The organism is Qipengyuania sp. L-5Y (genome assembly GCF_056859455.1).
Map to the genome: position 1 here is coordinate 1 of NZ_JBSXOM010000017.1, position 16,482 is coordinate 16,482.

The window sequence follows — 16,482 nt, forward strand, 5'->3', positions numbered from 1 at the left end:
GTATCGGTCCACATCACTGATCTCCAGAAGTTCTTCGCAAAACTCCTGAATCAGCCCTGGATTTGGCCGTCAAGCTAACTCGCTGATATCACCCAACTTAGTTTCGGGTCAGGCTCTAAGAGCGCTATTTGATCGAACGCATCGTACTCTTGATTTTGACACGGGAAATCTTGTTCGATGCACTTTGTCATGATCGGCTCGACCTACTCAATATTGTATGTTCCTTAATAGGCGCCGGTGGCTTCCGAAAGCAGCTCGGTTCTTGCAGCGACGAGCGCTCCCAATACTCGAGGGTATCGGGCCGACTGCTTCGATCTGGCGACCGCGCAAAGGATGCCTTTGACTGCCCCTGTCGATGGCACGTCCGCCTCCAACCAGTCAGCTCCAGACCAATAAGCGGTCACTTCAGGCGGTCCGAAATCCAGGCTTCGACTTCTCTTTCCGACCATGCCACGGAATAGCCTCCGAGCTGTACGGGTTTGGGAAACTTGCCCTCGCTCATCCAACGGTAGATCGTCGAACGGCCAAGCCCGACGCGGTGCTGCACTTCGGGCAAGCGAATAAGCCGCGTCACCCGGCGAGACTCCGTCGCTCCTTTGTCGATCTCTTCACCCACGATGGCCTCTTTCGGCACCGGCGAAGACATCGCCAAGCAGCGCGTCCTTACGTTCGAGCTCATCGATGTGATCGGAAAGCAGGCGGGCGACACGGTGTGCCGTGCCCTTGGCCCAACGCGGCTTCACCTCATGAACCTGGTTGCCTAGGACTCGTTCGAGCGCTGAAGGCAGTTCGCCAGAAAAGTCCTCGAAGAACTGCGCGAGGTCCGATTGCAGCCAGGCAATCGCGTGATCGCCGCTGCTGACGAGGAACAGCAGCAGGTGGGCATGAGGAGCGACGCCGCACGCGGCGAGAACGCGCAAGGCTTCGCCGAGGCTAGCCGAGCGTTCACCGGCAAGGACGCGGCGCAGGGCATCCTTATGGATCTGCGCGTCGCGCGCGATGTCGCAGCGTGCACGGCCGCTGGCTTCGACGGCAGCCAAAAGCAGCCGGGCAAGGTCGGCGCGAACCTGTTGTTCGGCAAAGAGCGCCATGTTGGTCATCGACGAATCCTTATCTCTGGAGGTGATCGACTCACCGGCTAACCGCGAAGGAAGCCTGTAGGAAAACAAAAAGAACAATTAGAGAACATAGAGGAACCACCGAATCGGCTTCCTTCGGCGATTCGCGCGAATTCCGGTCGTGTTCGCGCATATGGCGGCACGCTCCTCGCCAAACTCGGCACAGTTGGCGCTGATCCGCGATCAACCTGCGCGAATCCCAGCCTGCGCACCTCCAGATGTCGCTTTTTGCTTGGGCAGCAGCCCCAAAATCCAGTTCCCGATTTCCTACAGCCCGGCTCCGGGGAGAGGAAAGAACATACAGCGAACGCATCGTTGGCTGATGTTCAATCCCTCGAAAGGTTCCATCCATGACCACCAAGACTGCCCTTCCGGTCCAACAGCGCACGCCCAACCGTGCACGGGGCCGCGACTACGTTCTTCCCGCCTGCTTGGCACTGGCCTGCGCCGGTGCCGCCTTTGCCGGCGCCGACACCACCTTCGATCCCGCGCTGACCAAGTTCACCGACTTCCTCGAAGGCTCGGGCGGCAAGATCATCACCGTGCTCAGCCTCGCGGGCGGTCTGATCGGTCTCGCCTCCGGGCGCTTCTCACTCGGCCAGGTCGCGGTGCCGGTCGGCGTCGGGATCGGTGTCGGTACCGGCGTTCCGATCGTCACCTCGGTCGTGACCGCGGTGATCTGATCAGCGGATCCGGTCACGACAGGAGGGCGGCATGGCCGACAGGTACCTCGTTCCACGGCGGCTCGACGACCCGGAGCTCATCGGCTTCTGGACCATCGACGAGTTTGCAGGGATTCTCATTCCCTTCGCCTGGGGCATTCTCTCGCAGCATATCTTCATCGGTATCGGCCTGGCCGCCGGGGCCTGGCTTGCCTTGCGGAAGGCAAAGGCACGCGGCGCCGGTTCGGCACTGGTGCATGCTGCGTACTGGTACCTGCCCGGGAGCTTTCTCGGGCTGAAGGCCACGCCGCCCTCCCACTGCCGCCTGTTGGCGGGCTGAGGGAGGCGACCCATGCGAGCAGAATTCGCGCACGAACAGGCGCAGACCTACCTGCGGCAACGCAACCGCTTTGCCGTGCTGGCAGGTGTCCTAGGCCTGACCACGCTGGTCAGCCTCGGCGCCGCGGTCACCCGCGACGAGCAGGTGGTGCTGGTGCCGATTACCGCCGAGCGGATCACCGTCTCGAGCGGTGGGATCGATGCGCCCTATCTCGAGCTCGTCACCCGCGACACGGCGCTGATGCTCCTCAACCGGGCGCCCGAAAGCCTCGATTACTGGATGACGAACATCCTGAAGCTCGCCGATCCCGCCGCGCACGGCCGCCTCAAGGCCGAGCTCGTCCAAATCGTCGAGGAACAGCGCGGCTCGGACATCAGCCAGGCCTTCGTGATCGCGGAAATGCACGTCGACCCCAAGGCCCTGACCTCGACCGTCACCGGCACGCTCAAGACCTTTGTCGGCACGCAGGTGATCGCGAGCCAGCGCCGCTCCTTCCGTTTCCGCTGGTCGAAGCGTGGCCTCAGCCTTGCGCTCGCCGGCTTTGAGCAACTTCCCACCGACAAGGAGGAACCCGGCCAATGAGCCTTCTCCCATCTCCCCTCGCTGCTGCGCTTGCCGGAACCGGCCTTGCCTGTTTCGCGATCGGCGCGACAAGGCGCCCCGATCCCGGGCTCAAGCTGACCGGCCTCGCCGTGCTTGCCTTCGCGCTCGCGCCGGTCCCGGCGTATGCCGACCAATTCGTCGAAGCGGCCGACAACGCGACCATCGACTGCGAGCTCGCTCGCGGCGAACTCACCCGGATCGCGCTTATCGATGACGGCTTTGCCAATGTCTCGAAGATCGCGAGCGGTTTTCCCTACAATGATTTCCAGGTGACGCACGAGCCAGTGCGCGGAGACATCTATATCTCCGTGCCCCCGCAATTTGCCGCTGCCCGGGTCAGCTTCTTTGCGACCAGCAAGGCGGGCTACGTCTACAAGTTCGCCTGCCGTCTCGGCGGCGAGGAAGCGACCCAGCTCTTCATCACCAATCCCGCGCTCGCTAAAGCCGCGGCCACCGAATGGGAGACCGAGACCGGTCCCGAGGACGCCGCGATCCGCCTGATCGAGGCGATGGCGAGCGATGCCGTCCTGCCCGGATTCACTGCCCGCGCCGAACTGTCGGCTCCGCGCCGTACCGGCGGGATCGAGGTCCAGCTGGTCGCCGAATACCAGGGCGATGAACTTACCGGACAGCGCTTCCTCGTGCGCAACCTCGGCCAGGAAAGCCTTGCGCTTGGCTCCGAGCGCGAAGGTGCCGCAGGCGCGCTCGCTTTTGCCTATGGCCGCGATGCACTCGCTCCCGGTGAAGCGACCAGTGCCTTCCTAGTCTTTGCCAAGGGAGGACTCGACTGATGGCCGAGGCACCACAGAAGGACGCCGGAAAGAGGCCTCTGCCGGGCTCGCCGGAAGCGCGAGAAAGCGGACGGCGCAACCTCAATTCGCAGATCGCACAGCGCCAGAAGATGCTGCTCGCCGGGATCGGGGCCATCGCGCTCATCGGCGGCGGCATGTTCATTTTCGGCGGCGACGGCGACGAGGCTGGCACCGATGCCAATGGTGCGGCGACAATCGACACCGGCGGCCTCGTCAATCGTAACCTCTCGCAGCGCGAGTTCGTCGCGAGCTACGGTAACCGGCTCGATGCACAGGGCCGCGCGATCAAGGATCTCCAGCAGGCCCAGCTGCCGCGCCCCGAGATCGAACAGGAGCTCGAAGCCCTGCGCAGCGAGAACGCGCAGATGCGCTCCGACGGCCAGGCGGCGATCGACGCGATCTCGGCCGAGAATGCCAATCTGCGATCACAGCTGAGCGAAGCTGCGAAGGCACCTGCCGCCGCGCCGCCACTGCCACCGCCACCTGCCTATGGACCCGGCGTCGGCACCGGCGGAGCTGTCCAGCCACCGCAAGGAGCGCCGGAAACGCAAGGCGGACAGCTCAGCCTGATGAGCTTCAGCGCGGAGACGGGCAAGGACGGCAAGCCGCGTGCGGCAGAGACTGCGCCAGCCTTGTTGCTCGAAGCGAGCCGCGATTACCTTCCGCCCAACAGCTACGCACCGGCAACGGTCATCGTGGGTGTCGATGCCTCGACCGGCGTTGCCAGCCAGAGCGATCCGCTTCCCGTGGTGCTCCGGATCACCGGTCCGGCCCGCTCGGTGATGCGCGGCAACAAACTGCTCACCACCGATATCACCGGCTGCCTCGTCAATGGCGCGGCGCGCGGCGATCTCTCGGCGGAGAAGGTCTACGTCAAGCTGGTGCGCATGACCTGCGCGCAACCCGGTGGGCGCTTCGCGGTGAGCGAGGTCAAGGGGTTCATCTCCTTCGCCGGAAAGTCGGGCGTGCGCGGCCGCGTGGTCAGCCGCGAAGGCAGCCTTGTCAGCCAGGCGCTGCTCGCCGGGATTGTGGGCGGCTTCGGCCGCGGATTTTCCGCCAACGCCAACGGCATTTTTACCGGCCAGGTCGGCGCCAACGGTCAGCGCGAGGCGCTGTCGCCGACCGACATCCTCGCCGGTGGCTTTGGCCAGGGTGCCGGCGAAGCCGCCGACACCGTCAGCCGATACCTCATCGAACGCGCCGAACAATACCAACCCGTCGTCGAGATGCCGACCGGCATCGAGGTCGAGATCGTCTTTCTCGACGGCGTCCACGTCAGGAGCCCCTCCAAATGAACTACAATGACTCGCCGCCAAGCCTGAAGGCGCGCGCCGCCCACCTTGCCCTTGCCCTCTCGAGCGCCGCCGCCGTGCTGACGCTCGGCGTCTCTGCCGTCACTGCGATGCCTGCGAGCGCCGCGGGCATGGCGAGCGATGTCGCGCAGGCGCTGAAACTGCGGCTGCCCAAGACCCCGATCGATGCGATCAGCTGCGACACGCTCGGGCCCTGGTGCGAAGTCGTCTCGGGTGACACGCTGTTCTACATCGACGAGACCGCCCGCTACCTGTTCGTAGGCCGTCTCTACGACATGGAAGAACGGCGCGACGTCACTGCCGCCCGCCTGCTCGAACTCAATCCCGATCTGCTCGCGGCCGGTGCGGCGCGCGTAGCCAGTGACGCGCCGGCGGGACGCGACGAAACGCCTGTCCAGGCGGCCGCCAACCATGTCGACCTCTCGTCGCTTCCGGCTGCCGGCGCGATCCACTGGGGCAACCTCAAGGGCGAACGCCTGGTCGTCTTCTCGGATTTCCAGTGCGGGTATTGCCAGCGCCTGACCGCCGAACTCGCCAAGGCCAAGGTTCATGTCGAAGAGCGACCGATCTCGATCTTCGGCGCGGCAAGCCGCAAGATTTCCGAGGCGGTGCTGTGCGCTAAGGATCCGGCAAAGGCACTCCATGCGGCCTATTCCGGCCAGGCTCTGGCGACTGATAAGACCTGCAAGGAGGCCAAGGCACTCGATGCCAACGAAGCCTTCGCGAAGGCCAACGGGTTTGCCGGAACTCCGGTCATCGTGCGCGCCCGCGATGGGGCGGTGCTTCATGGCTACCGCGATGCCGCGGCGATCCGCCGCTTCGTCGCCGAAGGCAAGGGAGTGGCGCAATGAGCCGGCTTCCAATCCTTCGCGCCATGGTGCTCGCTGCGCCGCTCCTCCTGGCCAGTGGCTGCGCCAGCCTCGGCGGCAACGTCAAAGGCAGCTTTGCCTGCCGGGCTCCGGAAGGGACCTGCGCGCCGACTTCCGCGATCGATGCCGGGGCGACCGGCATTGAAAAGGCTGACACGGTTGACGCGCATCGGACGGTGACCCCGACCGGCGAAGCGGTTCGTCGCCTGCTGGTCGTGCTGACAGGCTACCGTGACGCGGCGGGCCGCGACCATGAGGCGCGCGTCGTTCACCTGACGCTGCCCGAACAGGCAGGGACAGGCTGGCGCACGCCGCAGGGCCGCCGCGAAGTCCTGCGCTCGCTGGCATCGACTATTGCCGCGACGCGCGAGAGCAACCCCGCAACCGATTTCCAACCGCCAAAAATCCAAGAGGCAGACACATTGCCGGAACAGCTGTTCATCCCCTCGCAGCCCGTTCCGGCGATGCCCGGCGCTGACGCGCCGGAACCCGGGGGACCTGGCTCGTTTTCCCCTCCCCGCGAGCCGGTCCCCCAACCTGACATGACCGAAGGAGAGAGCCAGTGACGCTATCCCTTGCTGCCGCGCGCGACGCACTCTCGCGGGGCCTGTTTGCCGACACGGCTCGGCCCGAAAAGCCGCGGGCGCATTTCGGGCTCGATATGCTCTCGGACTGGCTGCCCTACCGGGTCTATGACGAGGGGGCGAAGCTCTACCGCAACGCCCGCTCCAAAGGCTTCGTGCTCGAAGTCACCCCGCTGATCGGGGCCGACGAACGGACCGGCGAGATCCTCGGTCAGTTCTTCTCCGAAGGCCTGCCGCAGGGCGCCTGCCTCCAGGTCCTGAACTTCGCATCTCCGCGGATCGGCAGCGTGGTCGGCCCCTGGTTCGCTCCGCGCTACGAGCAGGGCGGGATCTACGAGGCCATCGCCAGAGCGCGCACCAGGCGCCTTTACGATCTCGTCTGGAGCTCGGGCTCGGCGCATGCGCCGTTCCATGCTCGCAACGTCCGGCTGATCGTCTCGCTCGGCGTGCCGGTGCCCGGAAGCGTGACCGACGCGGAACTTTCGGAATGCCGCGAAGGGCTGATGGGCATGCTCCACTCGCTCGGACTGCACGCGCAGGAGCTGCGTCCGGGCGGCCTCTTGGCGCTGATCGACGAGCTCACCTCGCCGACTACCGCGCACGAGACCGATATCCATGCGTGGAACCCGCACGATACGCTTCAGTCCCAAGCGATCCGCCGCGACATCGAGCTCGAGGTCGGCGACGATCGCCTGATCCTCAGGACCGAGCGCTTTCGCGAGACGGGCCGCGACGAGGAGGGCAATCCTGAAGTCGGCGAATGCTATCCCGACCATTTCGATGTGCGGCACTATGCCGTGCGCTCTACCCCTGAGCGCTGGGCACCTTGGGAATGCGCGCGGCTCATCGGCGACATGTTCACCGACAAGCTGCGTTTCCCCTGTCCGACGGCAACCATGCTGTGCCTGGTCTACCCCGACCAGGAAGCTGCTTCGGCGCGCGCGGGCTTCAAGTTCATGCGCACGACCAGTCTCAGCCAGACCAAGAGCGCGCGTTTCTTGCCCAAGCTTGCCGAACAGTCGGCCGAGTGGCGCCACGTCCAGGCCGAACTCCAGGCTGGCAAGAAGCTCGTGAAGCTGTTCTACGGGCTCACCAGCATCTCGCCGCTCGGCCAGGGCGACGCGCATGAACGCATCATCAAGGCGATCTACAAGGCGGCGGGCTGGGACCTTGCCGACGAGCGCTTCCTCCAGCTCCAAGGCCTCGTCGCTGCCTTTCCCCTGTGCCTCGCCGATGGCCTCGCCGACGACATGGCGCGGTTGAAGCGTCTCAAGACCATGCTCTCGACGACAGCGGCACATATCGCGCCGATGCAGGGCGAATATCTCGGCGGCGTAATCCCGCACCTCCTGCTCGTTGGCCGCCGCGGCCAGCCCTTCTGGTGGTCGCCATTCGAGAACGGTGCCGGCAACCACAATATCGCGATCTGCGGCAAGTCGGGTTCGGGCAAGTCGGTGCTGCTGCAGGAACTCTGCGCCGCCCTGCGCGGCGCCGGTGCCAAGGTCGTGGTGATCGACGACGGCCGCAGCTTCGAGCATTCGGTCAAACTGCAGGGCGGACGCTTCGTTGAGTTCACGCTCGCCTCGGGCTTTTCCCTGAACCCCTTCTCGATGGTCGACGATGCCCGCGCACACGAAGACGAGGACTACCGCCTCGACTGCTTCGCCATGATCAAGGCAATCATTGGCCAGATGGCGCGTCCCGGCACCGCGCCGAGCGATACCGAGCGCGGGCTCATCGATCGGGCCGTGACCGCGACCTGGGAGGCACTCGGCAGCGGCGCATCGGTCGACGATGTCGCGCATGCGCTCCATGGATCGGAAAGCGAGGCGGGCCGCGATCTCGCCACCGCGATCGCGCCCTTCTGCCGCGGCGGCAGCTACGGCGGGTTCTTTGCAGGCAAGGCGAGCTTCGCGCTCGACGATGATTTTACCGTCTTCGAGATGAGCGATCTCGCAAGCCGCGAGGAACTGCGCAGCGTCGTCCTTTCGGCGATCATGTTCATGACCAGCCAGGCGATGACCCGCTCGTCGCGAGCAACCAAGAAGCTGCTGCTGATCGACGAGGCCTGGGCCATGCTCAAGGGCGGGTCGATGGGCGAGTTCGTCGAAACCTATGCCCGCACTGCCCGCAAGTACGGCGGCGCGCTCGCCACCGCGACCCAGTCCCTCAATGATTATTACAAGTCCGACGGCGCGCGCGCCGCGCTCGAGAATAGCGACTGGATGCTGGTACTTCAGCAGAAGGCCGAGACGATCGCCGATTTCAGGGCGAACGCGCGGCTCGACATGGACGACCGCACCGAGACGCTGATCCGCAGCCTCAAGCGTTCGGGGACCGAGTACAGCGAGGTCTTCATCAAAGGCCCCGAGACCGAGGCGGTCGGTCGGCTCGTGCTCGATCCCTTCTCGGCGACGATCTACTCCTCCGATCCCGACACCTATGCGGCGATCCAGGACTGCGAGCGGCGCGGGCACAGCCTCGCCGATGCCATCCGGATCGTGGCGGGAGGCGGACAATGATGGTCTCGCATCTCGTCGACCGGACCCCTCCGGCCAATCTCCGCAGCCTGCTGCCGTTCCTGCAAGGGAGCTGTTTCGTCCTCATCGAGACCGCGCGCTTTGCCGCGACTTCACTGCTGATCGTGCTGGGATTGCCGCTCGCGCTGTTCCTGTTCGTTGCAGGCTGGGACCTAGGCGGCCTCTTCACCCAGCTCGCCAATCTGTCGGACCGTTACCTCGAAGCCGACGCGTTGCGCCGCAGCCTGTTCAGCCAGGACCTCAAGGGCTGCTTCCTCATCCTGATAGGCGCGGTGACGCTGTTTCGCATGCCCCGCTTCCTGAGGCGGCTCGCGGCCGATCTCGACAACCATTCGGCCCGGGAGGCAAACCTTGACTGAGACGCGCAGATTACAATCTTTTAATCGCCCGCTGATGCTGAGAATTCTCGGCGTGCTCGCGCTCGTGGTCGCATTACTCTGGGCAGCCTGGGTCAGCCGCGAACTGTCCGAGCCGCGCCAGCAGATCGTCACCGTCCGGCTTGCCGAGACCATCGCCGCATTCGTCGATGCCGAAGCGCGCGCAGAGCAGGATCCCGAAGCCAGCCAGGCGCGCGTGCTCGCCTTCCTTCAGGCGTCCGAGCGCGCTGTTGCGGAAATGGGGGCCGATGGCCGCGTGGTGCTGGTCGGCGAAGCAGTGCTCGCGGGCGATGCCCCCGATGCTACCGATGAACTGCGCGTGCGGATCGCTCGCCAGCTTGGGCAGGGAGGCGGCCAGTGACGCGCTTTGCCTCTCGTTTTGTCCGCACGCTCAAACGACCGCTCGTCCTGACCGGTCTGGTGCTGCTGCCACTTGGATGGGGCGCGGTCGACGCCTTCGCGAAAGACCATGCCTTCCTCATCAATGCCAGCCCGAGCCTGCCCAACTGGGCCTTCTGGCTCGACAAGCATGCGCGGATCGAGCGCGGCAGCCTGATCTTCTTCGAGCCGCCGGCAAGCAGACTCGTCGAAGCGCATTTCGGAGAAGGCGCGCAGCTCTTCGGCAAGCGGGTGTTGGGCGTGCCGGGCGATGTCGTGAGCCACCGTGGCCACGAGGTCTTCATCAACGGCCGCAAGATCGCCGCGCGGCTCGATGAGACCCGTCTCGGCATTGCGCTTCACAAGGGCCCCGAAGGCCCGATCCCCGACGGCTGCTTCTACACCGGGACCAGCCATCAGCGCGGCCTCGACAGCCGCTACGCCGAGATCGGCTTCGTCTGCCGCGGCCAGATCCTGGGCAGCGGGAGGGCGATCCTGTGAGCAAGCTCATCCTCCCTGCGGCCCTACTTGCAGTCCTGCTCTGCCCTGCCGAGGTGCTGGCGCGCGACTATGGCCAGCGCGGCACGGTGTTTCCCGTGATCGAGCGCGACCTCCTCGAGCAGATTCATTCGCGCCTGACGCAGATGGAACGTTCGGGGGAGACCGCGCGGCTCAATGAAGACCTGAAGCGCCGCACGATCGCGCGCGTGAACCGGCCCGACCCCGTCGCCGGAATCGTCCGGGCCAGCGAAGCCCGTCGCTGGCAATTTGATCCGACGATCACGCTCGCTGCCGATATCCGCGGGGCAAAAGGCGAGCTGATCCATGCCGCTGGCACGAGGGTCAATCCGCTCGACAGCGTGCAGCTACGCGCCGAACTTCTCTTCCTCGACGGCGACGATCCCGACCAGCTCGCCTGGGCGCTCAAGCAGGCCGCCAATGCCAAGCTGATCCTGGTGAAGGGTGCGCCGCTCGAGCTGATGAAGGCCCGCCAGCGCCGCTTCTATTTCGACCAGGGCGGCAAGCTCACGGAGAGGTTCGGGATCAGATCGGTGCCCGCACGCGTGCGCCAGCAGGGCCGCCTGCTCGAGATCAGCGAAATCGCGCTGCCACCGAAAAGGAGGACGGCCCAATGACGCACTTAAGAAAGCTGGCGCTCATGCTGGCCGCCATTCTTGGTCTCGCCACTGCAACGCCCGCGATGGCCGATGCCGGTCCGGGACGCTGCACCGGAAGCTTTGTCAACCCGATCACCGACATCTGCTGGTCTTGCCTGTTCCCGATCTCCATCGGCGGGCTGGACATCTGGCCGTCGAGCCGGCCCGATCCCGATAACCCCGATCTGCCGGTGTGCCTGTGCGGTCTGAGACCAGGGATCGCGATGGGCTTCTGGGAGCCCGTTCGGCTTGCCGATGTCAGCATGAAGCCGTGGTGCTTCGTGAACCTCGGCGGCATGAAACTCGATCCGGGCTTCGATATCGGCTTCCGCTCGATCTCGGGTCCATCGGCGGTCGGCGGCGCGAGCCAGTATTATTCGAGCTGGCACGTCCACTGGTATGCCTATCCGCTGATCTACTGGATGGAGATCGTCGCCGATTTCCTGTGCCTGGAATCGGGCTCGATCGACATTCTCTACATCTCCGAGATCGATCCGCTGTGGCAGGATTCCGAGCTCACCGCGATCATCAACCCTGAGGCCGTGCTCTTCGCCAACCCGCTGGCGCTCGCTGCCTGTGCGGCCGACTGCGTCGCCTCGACCGCGAAGCTGCCGATCGACGAGATGTTCTGGTGCGCAGGCTGCCAGGGCTCGATGTACCCGATGAACGGCAATGTCTCGGCCAGCATAGGCCACGTCCAGGCCTCGCGGCTCGTGCTCTCGCGCTTTGCCTACAAGCTCCACCGCGAACTCGTCTCGTGGGGGACGATGGGGTCCAAGGGCCTGTGCGGCAAATACCTGATGCCGGTGATGCGCAAGCAGCAATACCGCTTCCAGGCCACCAACCCCAACCCGGCGACCTCGGGCCGTTACGCCTGCCCGCCCATCGGCGCCTCCACCACCTTTCAATCGGCCGGACAGGTCATCCCCGCCATCGGCGAAGACATGGGATACCTGGTCTGGCGCAAGCGGAACTGCTGCGCGCTATGAACAAGTACCTCCTCCTTCTGCCCGTCGGCCTTGCCGTCACCCTCGGTGGCCTCGCTCTCGCCCAGAGTGCGCCCGAAGGCATCGACCTCGAAGCGATCCGCGAGCGTGCAGCCGAACATGCCGACGATGCGCAGGCGCTCAGCACCAATGTCCGCCAACGCGCCGAGGCGCTGACCGAGGATGCACAGGCTATCCAGGCGCAAGCGCAGGCCAATCGCGCTGCCTATGCGGACAGCATCAAGGCAATCGAGACCGACGCCGTCCTCGACTTCGATGCGATGATCGCGGGGCAAGCCGCCGAAGAGAAGGCATCGCTTGGGACAGCCCCACGCTTCATTGCCTTTGCCAGCCTGTCGATGCCGCCCGAAGCGCTGAAGGCGCTGGTCCACGACATGACCAGGGCGGGAGGCGTCACCGTGCTGCGCGGCTTCCCGCAAGGTAACAGCGAGGCATTCAAGAAGCGGCTCGCCGCCATCTGGAGCACCCGAGACGCGGCCGGTTCGCTCGGCATCGATCCAAGGCTGTTCCGCGCCTTCAACATCGAAGCTGCACCGAGCTTCATTATGCTGAGCACCGAGTTCAGTCCCTGCGACGGGTTCGATTGCACCAGCGAGGTGCCGCCGCACGACCGCATCGCCGGCAACATCAGCGTGGGCGAAGTCCTCGAGACCTTTGCCTCGGGCAAGGGTCCGGGCGCCGAACTTGCCCGCCTCCATCTGCGCCAGCTCTCCAGGGAGGAACGGCCATGACCGCCAAAACCCTCGCCCATCTCCTTGTGGCACTCGTCACCCTCACAAGCGCGGCTTCCATTCAGGCTCAGACCCGCGATGCAGCAAGGGCCGACGGCAAGGACTTTGCCACCGAGCTGCTGGGCGAAGCGCGCGAGGCAGCAACGACCAATCCCGACGCAGCACGCGTTCCCAATTTCGATCCGCAAGCGACGCGCGATCTGCAGGATCTTGCGCGCGATCCCGACCAGATCGAGACCCGCGCCCGCAGCGCCGCTACGACCAGCACGCCGATGCGGACGATCCGCGACAGCATGGCCAATCGCGCACGGTTCGAGCCGAACGAGATCGAGGACGTGATCGCGCGCAGCCTCGCCATCAACGAGACGCCGCTCGACTACACCAGCGGCATGGCAATTTCGGGCAGCCAGGGATCGTGCGTTCCGCTGCCGCCTGGTTCGGGGTCGGCGGGCACCTATACCGCGACCTGCAATACGGGCACACGGATCGATCAGTCGGTTGGCCAATGCACGGTCCCGCTCGTCGCAAGGGTCAGCCAGCAACCGCAGTATCATTACCTTTGCAGCCCATTGGGCAGCTTCAACCTGGCAGGTGAGCCGGACTGCGAAGAGTTTTCGGGCGCTCTTTGCCGAGTGACCGGACACCGGGACGGTCCTTGCCTGCAGTGGGGTTGGTCCGGCGGTCGCAAGTGGTGCACCGAGCCGGGCGATCCGATTACCGAGCTGACCTGCGACGAACAGGTCGCGGGGCAGACGCCCTACCGCATCGTCACGGCGACCACCGTCACAACGATCCCTGACGAAAGCCAGTGCACAGGTCTTGCGGACAATAGCGATTGCACGCTGGACGCATAGATCTGCACCGATAGCGATCCGCAGACCCGCGTGGTCGATGGCGTCTCTGTCACACGGCCCTGCTGGGAATGGCAACGCAGCTACACCTGTATCGCGCGCGAAGCGGCGACCGACTGCTCCGACATCGAAAGCCAGGGCACCTGCCGCTTTGTCCGCGAGGAATGTCTCACTGACGAAACTCTCTGCGAGACCTGGGAGCGCATCTACGAGTGCCCGCTTCCCGGGAACGACAGCTCCACCCAGTACGTCTGCGACGGCGATGTCTATTGCATCGACGGCAGCTGCGAGACGATCGAGCGCACTGCGAACGACGAGTTCAAGGATGCTGTCACCGCGCTCCATGCGATGGACGAGGCCCGCGGCCAGTTTGATCCCGAGACGCTGACGCTGTTCCGCGGCACGCGTAACACCTGCTCCTCCAAGGTCTTTGGCGTCCTCAACTGCTGCAAGGGCAAGGGCTTCCCGCTCATCCCCGGGATCAGCCTACTGGTCGCGCTCGGCTGCAACCGCGAAGAAGTGCTGCTTCACGAGCGCGATGCGCAGGGATTGTGCGCTTATGTGGGGACCTATTGTTCGGACAAGTTCCTCGGCGTCTGCCTGACGAAGAAGAAGGTCTACTGCTGCTTTGAGAGCAAGCTCTCGCGAACCCTGCAGGAACAGGGCCGGCGCCAGCTCCCCAAGCCCTGGGACAAGCCCAAGGAAGAGCAGTGCGAGGGGTTCACGCTCGACGAGTTCGCCCGTCTCGACCTCAGCCAGATGGATTTCAGTGAAGTCTATGCCGAGTTCACCGAGGCTGCGCGGCTCCCCGACGAGCTCGAAACCAGCATCCTCATCCAGCAGAAAATCGAAGACTATTACGCAAGGAGTGGCCAATGACGCGCCGCCAATCACTGCCGATGCTGGCCCTCCCAGCACTGGCCATGTGTCTCGCTGCACTGCTTCCCGTTCGGGCAGTTGCCCAGGAAGCGCGCCAGGTAGAGCCAGCTGCCTCGGCAGACAGCCTCTACTGCAAGCAGCGCAGGCTCGGCTACTGGTTCTATTGCGTAAAGCCGGTGCCGGCAGAGGAGCCGGAGATGGCGCAGCCACCGGCCCAGGTAACCGCCACGCAGGAGCTGGACGCGGTCACGGGAGAACTGCGCGAACTCAAGGCACGGGCAATCCTCTATCCGACGCCGGAAAACGTCACCGCCTATATCCGCTTCCAGCGTGCTCAGCTCGACCGCGCTTCGCTGTTCTCCGATGTCTGGCAGCGCGCGATCTGGCAGGATCCCGAGCTCGACTACACGCTCGAGAGACCGGTTGGCGCGCTCGCCAAGAAGCAATGGCAGGACGCGCGCGCTGCCGACCGCGATGCGGTGATGGCCAGGCTCTCCGAGCGCTATGGACTGTTCTACTTCTTCGCCCAGACCTGCGGCGCGTGCGAAGTGATGAGCCCGATCGTGCGCTCGGTGGCGGACCGCTGGCATATCACGGTCCGGGCGATCTCGACCGATGGCGGACCGTCTCGGCACTTCCCCGACTACAAAGTCGAAAGCGGCCAGCGGCCGCGCATGGGGCTCGAACCCGGCATTACCCCGGCGCTCGTGCTGTGGGACAGCGTGGCCAGGCGCCCGATCCCGATCGGATACGGCGTGCTCTCGGCCGACGAGCTGCAGGATCGCATCTACCTCCTCACCTCGAAGGAAGCCGGACATGATTACTAGCATCCGCAATGCGGCGCTCACCATAGCGGCCGCCAGCATGGTCGCGTCCCCCGTCGCCGCAAACGTCGGCGACAGCATGGACCGCTTCATGGACGACATGGGCGCTGCGGCCAATGTCACCGGGCCGAGCGCGTTCGAAGGCCAGTCGGCGGGCTATTACAGCCTCGGCAATGTCTGGACGCGCTTCCCGCAAAAGACGACCAACATCGCTAATCTCCAGCTGCCGCGTGCCCGCGCTGGTTGCGGCGGTATCGATATCTTCGCCGGGTCCTTCTCCTTCATCAACGCGAGCGAGATGGTCGCATTGCTCAAGGCCGTCGCCAACAATGCGGTGGGGTTCGCCTTCAGCCTCGCGATCGACACCGTCTGCCCCGAATGCTCGAAGATCATGCAGGAGTTCAGCCAGAAGGCGCAGCTCATGAACAATCTCTCGATCAACTCCTGCGAGATGGCGCAGGGGCTGGTCGGCGGCGTCTGGCCCAAGGGCGATCTCGCCGACAAGGCGATCTGCGAAGCGATCGGCAATTCCGAAGGTATCTTTACCGACTATGCCGCCGCCAAACACGGCTGCGGGACGCGCGGCCAGCGCGCCTCGACCAACGAGGGTGCCGGCGCCGACTATGCCGACGTCAATCCCGGTGTGCCGCGCAATTACACCTGGCATGTCCTCAAGCAGAGCGCCTTCTTTAACCCCGGTGGCACATTCGACCGCGGCCTTGCCGAATATGCGATGACGCTCATCGGCACGGTGATCTACGTGCCGCCCCGCGACGACGAACCGGGCAAATTCGTGCCTTTCGCGGGCGATGCCTCTTCGACTCTCGTCACCGCGCTGCTCGACGGGACGCAGGGCCAGTCGGTGCGGGTGTTCCAGTGCGACGAGCCCGACCAGTGCCTCAACCCCACCTTCCAGCAGATGAGCCTCTCGAGCGCGAAGGCCATCCGGCCGCGCGTTGCCCGGCTCATCGGCAGCATGGTCGAGGCCATCCGCAGCGACACCGCGATCGGCGACGAGGAGAAGGAATTGCTCCAGGTGGCATCGGTGCCGCTCTACAAGATCCTCACCGTGCAGGCGGCCTATGGACGCGGGATGGCAACCGACGACCGCAACACGCTGACCGAGATCGCCAGCATCGATCTCCTCTATGCCATCCTCGAACGCATCACCGCAGAGGCCGGACGCTCGATGGCGAGCTTCATTGCGGCCGATGAAGCGAAACTCGCGATCTGGCGCGCTCAGGTCGCCGAGGTCCGGTCAAGCCTCGCCCAGCGGCAAGCGACCGGACAGGCGCGGGTCTCGGCGATCATGCAGATCATTGAGAAAACGGCGATGATCGAGAACATGCTCGCCGCTTCGATGTCGCCGTCGATGGCGGCCGCGCTCGACTGGTCCCGCGGGATGCAGTCCCGCTCCATCGTTCCATAAGGGTCAGG

At 65.0% G+C, this 16,482-nt stretch carries 18 protein-coding genes and 1 pseudogene; 17 read left to right on the forward strand and 2 right to left on the reverse strand.

All coding sequences use genetic code 11. From position 1 onward, the window contains the following. Positions 1 to 400: 400 nt before the first annotated feature. Complete coding sequence (locus tag AC13F2_RS01625; protein ID WP_063511184.1) at positions 401 to 616, reverse strand: helix-turn-helix transcriptional regulator; 216 nt, start codon at positions 614 to 616, stop codon at positions 401 to 403. Further along, positions 609 to 1,100 carry a hypothetical protein gene (locus tag AC13F2_RS01630; protein WP_063511185.1) on the reverse strand — a complete coding sequence of 164 codons (492 nt, stop codon included), beginning with the start codon at positions 1,098 to 1,100 and terminating at the stop codon, positions 609 to 611. The genes AC13F2_RS01625 and AC13F2_RS01630 overlap by 8 nt, the downstream gene beginning before the upstream one ends. A 368-nt stretch (positions 1,101 to 1,468) precedes the next feature. Between AC13F2_RS01630 and AC13F2_RS01635 the strand changes: the two genes are divergently transcribed. The 17 genes and pseudogenes from AC13F2_RS01635 to AC13F2_RS01715 all read left to right on the forward strand — a co-directional run bounded on the left by AC13F2_RS01635 (position 1,469) and on the right by AC13F2_RS01715 (position 16,474). Further along, positions 1,469 to 1,801, forward strand: coding sequence for a hypothetical protein (locus tag AC13F2_RS01635; protein ID WP_482964156.1), 333 nt, complete (start codon positions 1,469 to 1,471; stop codon positions 1,799 to 1,801). Positions 1,802 to 1,832: 31 nt separating this feature from the next. Next, positions 1,833 to 2,120: a type IV conjugative transfer system protein TraL gene (gene traL / locus AC13F2_RS01640; RefSeq protein ID WP_006834208.1), complete on the forward strand. Its 288-nt coding sequence runs from the start codon at positions 1,833 to 1,835 to the stop codon at positions 2,118 to 2,120. 12 nt (positions 2,121 to 2,132) lie between these two features. Then, entirely contained in the window at positions 2,133 to 2,702 is a 570-nt protein-coding gene (locus AC13F2_RS01645) for a type IV conjugative transfer system protein TraE (protein WP_066284719.1), read from the forward strand. Beyond that, on the forward strand, positions 2,699 to 3,514 hold the full coding sequence (locus AC13F2_RS01650) for a type-F conjugative transfer system secretin TraK (protein WP_006834210.1): 816 nt from the start codon (positions 2,699 to 2,701) through the stop codon (positions 3,512 to 3,514). The genes AC13F2_RS01645 and AC13F2_RS01650 overlap by 4 nt, the downstream gene beginning before the upstream one ends. Next, complete coding sequence (locus AC13F2_RS01655; RefSeq protein WP_006834211.1) at positions 3,514 to 4,830, forward strand: TraB/VirB10 family protein; 1,317 nt, start codon at positions 3,514 to 3,516, stop codon at positions 4,828 to 4,830. Before AC13F2_RS01650 ends, AC13F2_RS01655 begins: the two co-directional genes overlap by 1 nt. Next, complete coding sequence (locus AC13F2_RS01660; protein ID WP_050599561.1) at positions 4,827 to 5,699, forward strand: DsbC family protein; 873 nt, start codon at positions 4,827 to 4,829, stop codon at positions 5,697 to 5,699. Before AC13F2_RS01655 ends, AC13F2_RS01660 begins: the two co-directional genes overlap by 4 nt. Further along, positions 5,696 to 6,283, forward strand: a complete 588-nt coding sequence (locus AC13F2_RS01665; protein WP_050599560.1) for a hypothetical protein — start codon at positions 5,696 to 5,698, stop codon at positions 6,281 to 6,283. The genes AC13F2_RS01660 and AC13F2_RS01665 overlap by 4 nt, the downstream gene beginning before the upstream one ends. Continuing rightward, a complete protein-coding gene (traC, locus tag AC13F2_RS01670) occupies positions 6,280 to 8,823 on the forward strand; it encodes a type IV secretion system protein TraC (RefSeq protein ID WP_066284723.1) in 2,544 nt (847 codons plus the stop codon). Before AC13F2_RS01665 ends, traC begins: the two co-directional genes overlap by 4 nt. Next, positions 8,820 to 9,200 (forward strand): hypothetical protein, encoded by a 381-nt coding sequence (locus AC13F2_RS01675; protein ID WP_482964155.1) that lies wholly within the window; start codon positions 8,820 to 8,822, stop codon positions 9,198 to 9,200. The genes traC and AC13F2_RS01675 overlap by 4 nt, the downstream gene beginning before the upstream one ends. Beyond that, on the forward strand, positions 9,193 to 9,579 hold the full coding sequence (locus tag AC13F2_RS01680) for a type-F conjugative transfer system protein TrbI (protein WP_482970441.1): 387 nt from the start codon (positions 9,193 to 9,195) through the stop codon (positions 9,577 to 9,579). The genes AC13F2_RS01675 and AC13F2_RS01680 overlap by 8 nt, the downstream gene beginning before the upstream one ends. Continuing rightward, complete coding sequence (locus AC13F2_RS01685) at positions 9,576 to 10,097, forward strand: S26 family signal peptidase (protein ID WP_050599556.1); 522 nt, start codon at positions 9,576 to 9,578, stop codon at positions 10,095 to 10,097. Before AC13F2_RS01680 ends, AC13F2_RS01685 begins: the two co-directional genes overlap by 4 nt. Continuing rightward, the gene (gene traW / locus AC13F2_RS01690; RefSeq protein WP_082835680.1) at positions 10,094 to 10,732 is read left to right on the forward strand and encodes a type-F conjugative transfer system protein TraW; all 639 of its coding nucleotides are present in this window, start codon (positions 10,094 to 10,096) and stop codon (positions 10,730 to 10,732) included. The genes AC13F2_RS01685 and traW overlap by 4 nt, the downstream gene beginning before the upstream one ends. Then, entirely contained in the window at positions 10,729 to 11,742 is a 1,014-nt protein-coding gene (gene traU, locus AC13F2_RS01695; protein ID WP_050599555.1) for a conjugal transfer pilus assembly protein TraU, read from the forward strand. Before traW ends, traU begins: the two co-directional genes overlap by 4 nt. Further along, positions 11,739 to 12,491: a type-F conjugative transfer system pilin assembly protein TrbC gene (trbC, locus tag AC13F2_RS01700; protein WP_482964154.1), complete on the forward strand. Its 753-nt coding sequence runs from the start codon at positions 11,739 to 11,741 to the stop codon at positions 12,489 to 12,491. The genes traU and trbC overlap by 4 nt, the downstream gene beginning before the upstream one ends. Continuing rightward, positions 12,488 to 14,221, forward strand: a pseudogene (locus tag AC13F2_RS01705) (conjugal transfer protein TraN). The gene trbC and the pseudogene AC13F2_RS01705 overlap by 4 nt, the downstream one beginning before the upstream one ends. Next, positions 14,218 to 15,048, forward strand: coding sequence for a conjugal transfer protein TraF (locus AC13F2_RS01710; protein ID WP_482964153.1), 831 nt, complete (start codon positions 14,218 to 14,220; stop codon positions 15,046 to 15,048). The pseudogene AC13F2_RS01705 and the gene AC13F2_RS01710 overlap by 4 nt, the downstream one beginning before the upstream one ends. Next, entirely contained in the window at positions 15,038 to 16,474 is a 1,437-nt protein-coding gene (locus AC13F2_RS01715; RefSeq protein ID WP_482964152.1) for a conjugal transfer protein TraH, read from the forward strand. The genes AC13F2_RS01710 and AC13F2_RS01715 overlap by 11 nt, the downstream gene beginning before the upstream one ends. Positions 16,475 to 16,482: the final 8 nt, after the last annotated feature.

Excerpts from the sequence above, each read along its gene's own strand:
- AC13F2_RS01630 (WP_063511185.1), bottom strand. The coding sequence starts at position 1,100 with ATGACCAACATGGCGCTCTTTGCCGAACAACAGGTTCGCGCCGACCTT.
- AC13F2_RS01635 (WP_482964156.1), top strand. The coding sequence starts at position 1,469 with ATGACCACCAAGACTGCCCTTCCGGTCCAACAGCGCACGCCCAACCGT.
- traL (WP_006834208.1), top strand. The coding sequence starts at position 1,833 with ATGGCCGACAGGTACCTCGTTCCACGGCGGCTCGACGACCCGGAGCTC.
- AC13F2_RS01645 (WP_066284719.1), top strand. The coding sequence starts at position 2,133 with ATGCGAGCAGAATTCGCGCACGAACAGGCGCAGACCTACCTGCGGCAA.
- AC13F2_RS01650 (WP_006834210.1), top strand. The coding sequence starts at position 2,699 with ATGAGCCTTCTCCCATCTCCCCTCGCTGCTGCGCTTGCCGGAACCGGC.
- AC13F2_RS01655 (WP_006834211.1), top strand. The coding sequence starts at position 3,514 with ATGGCCGAGGCACCACAGAAGGACGCCGGAAAGAGGCCTCTGCCGGGC.
- AC13F2_RS01660 (WP_050599561.1), top strand. The coding sequence starts at position 4,827 with ATGAACTACAATGACTCGCCGCCAAGCCTGAAGGCGCGCGCCGCCCAC.
- AC13F2_RS01665 (WP_050599560.1), top strand. The coding sequence starts at position 5,696 with ATGAGCCGGCTTCCAATCCTTCGCGCCATGGTGCTCGCTGCGCCGCTC.
- AC13F2_RS01675 (WP_482964155.1), top strand. The coding sequence starts at position 8,820 with ATGATGGTCTCGCATCTCGTCGACCGGACCCCTCCGGCCAATCTCCGC.
- traU (WP_050599555.1), top strand. The coding sequence starts at position 10,729 with ATGACGCACTTAAGAAAGCTGGCGCTCATGCTGGCCGCCATTCTTGGT.
- trbC (WP_482964154.1), top strand. The coding sequence starts at position 11,739 with ATGAACAAGTACCTCCTCCTTCTGCCCGTCGGCCTTGCCGTCACCCTC.
- AC13F2_RS01710 (WP_482964153.1), top strand. The coding sequence starts at position 14,218 with ATGACGCGCCGCCAATCACTGCCGATGCTGGCCCTCCCAGCACTGGCC.
- AC13F2_RS01715 (WP_482964152.1), top strand. The coding sequence starts at position 15,038 with ATGATTACTAGCATCCGCAATGCGGCGCTCACCATAGCGGCCGCCAGC.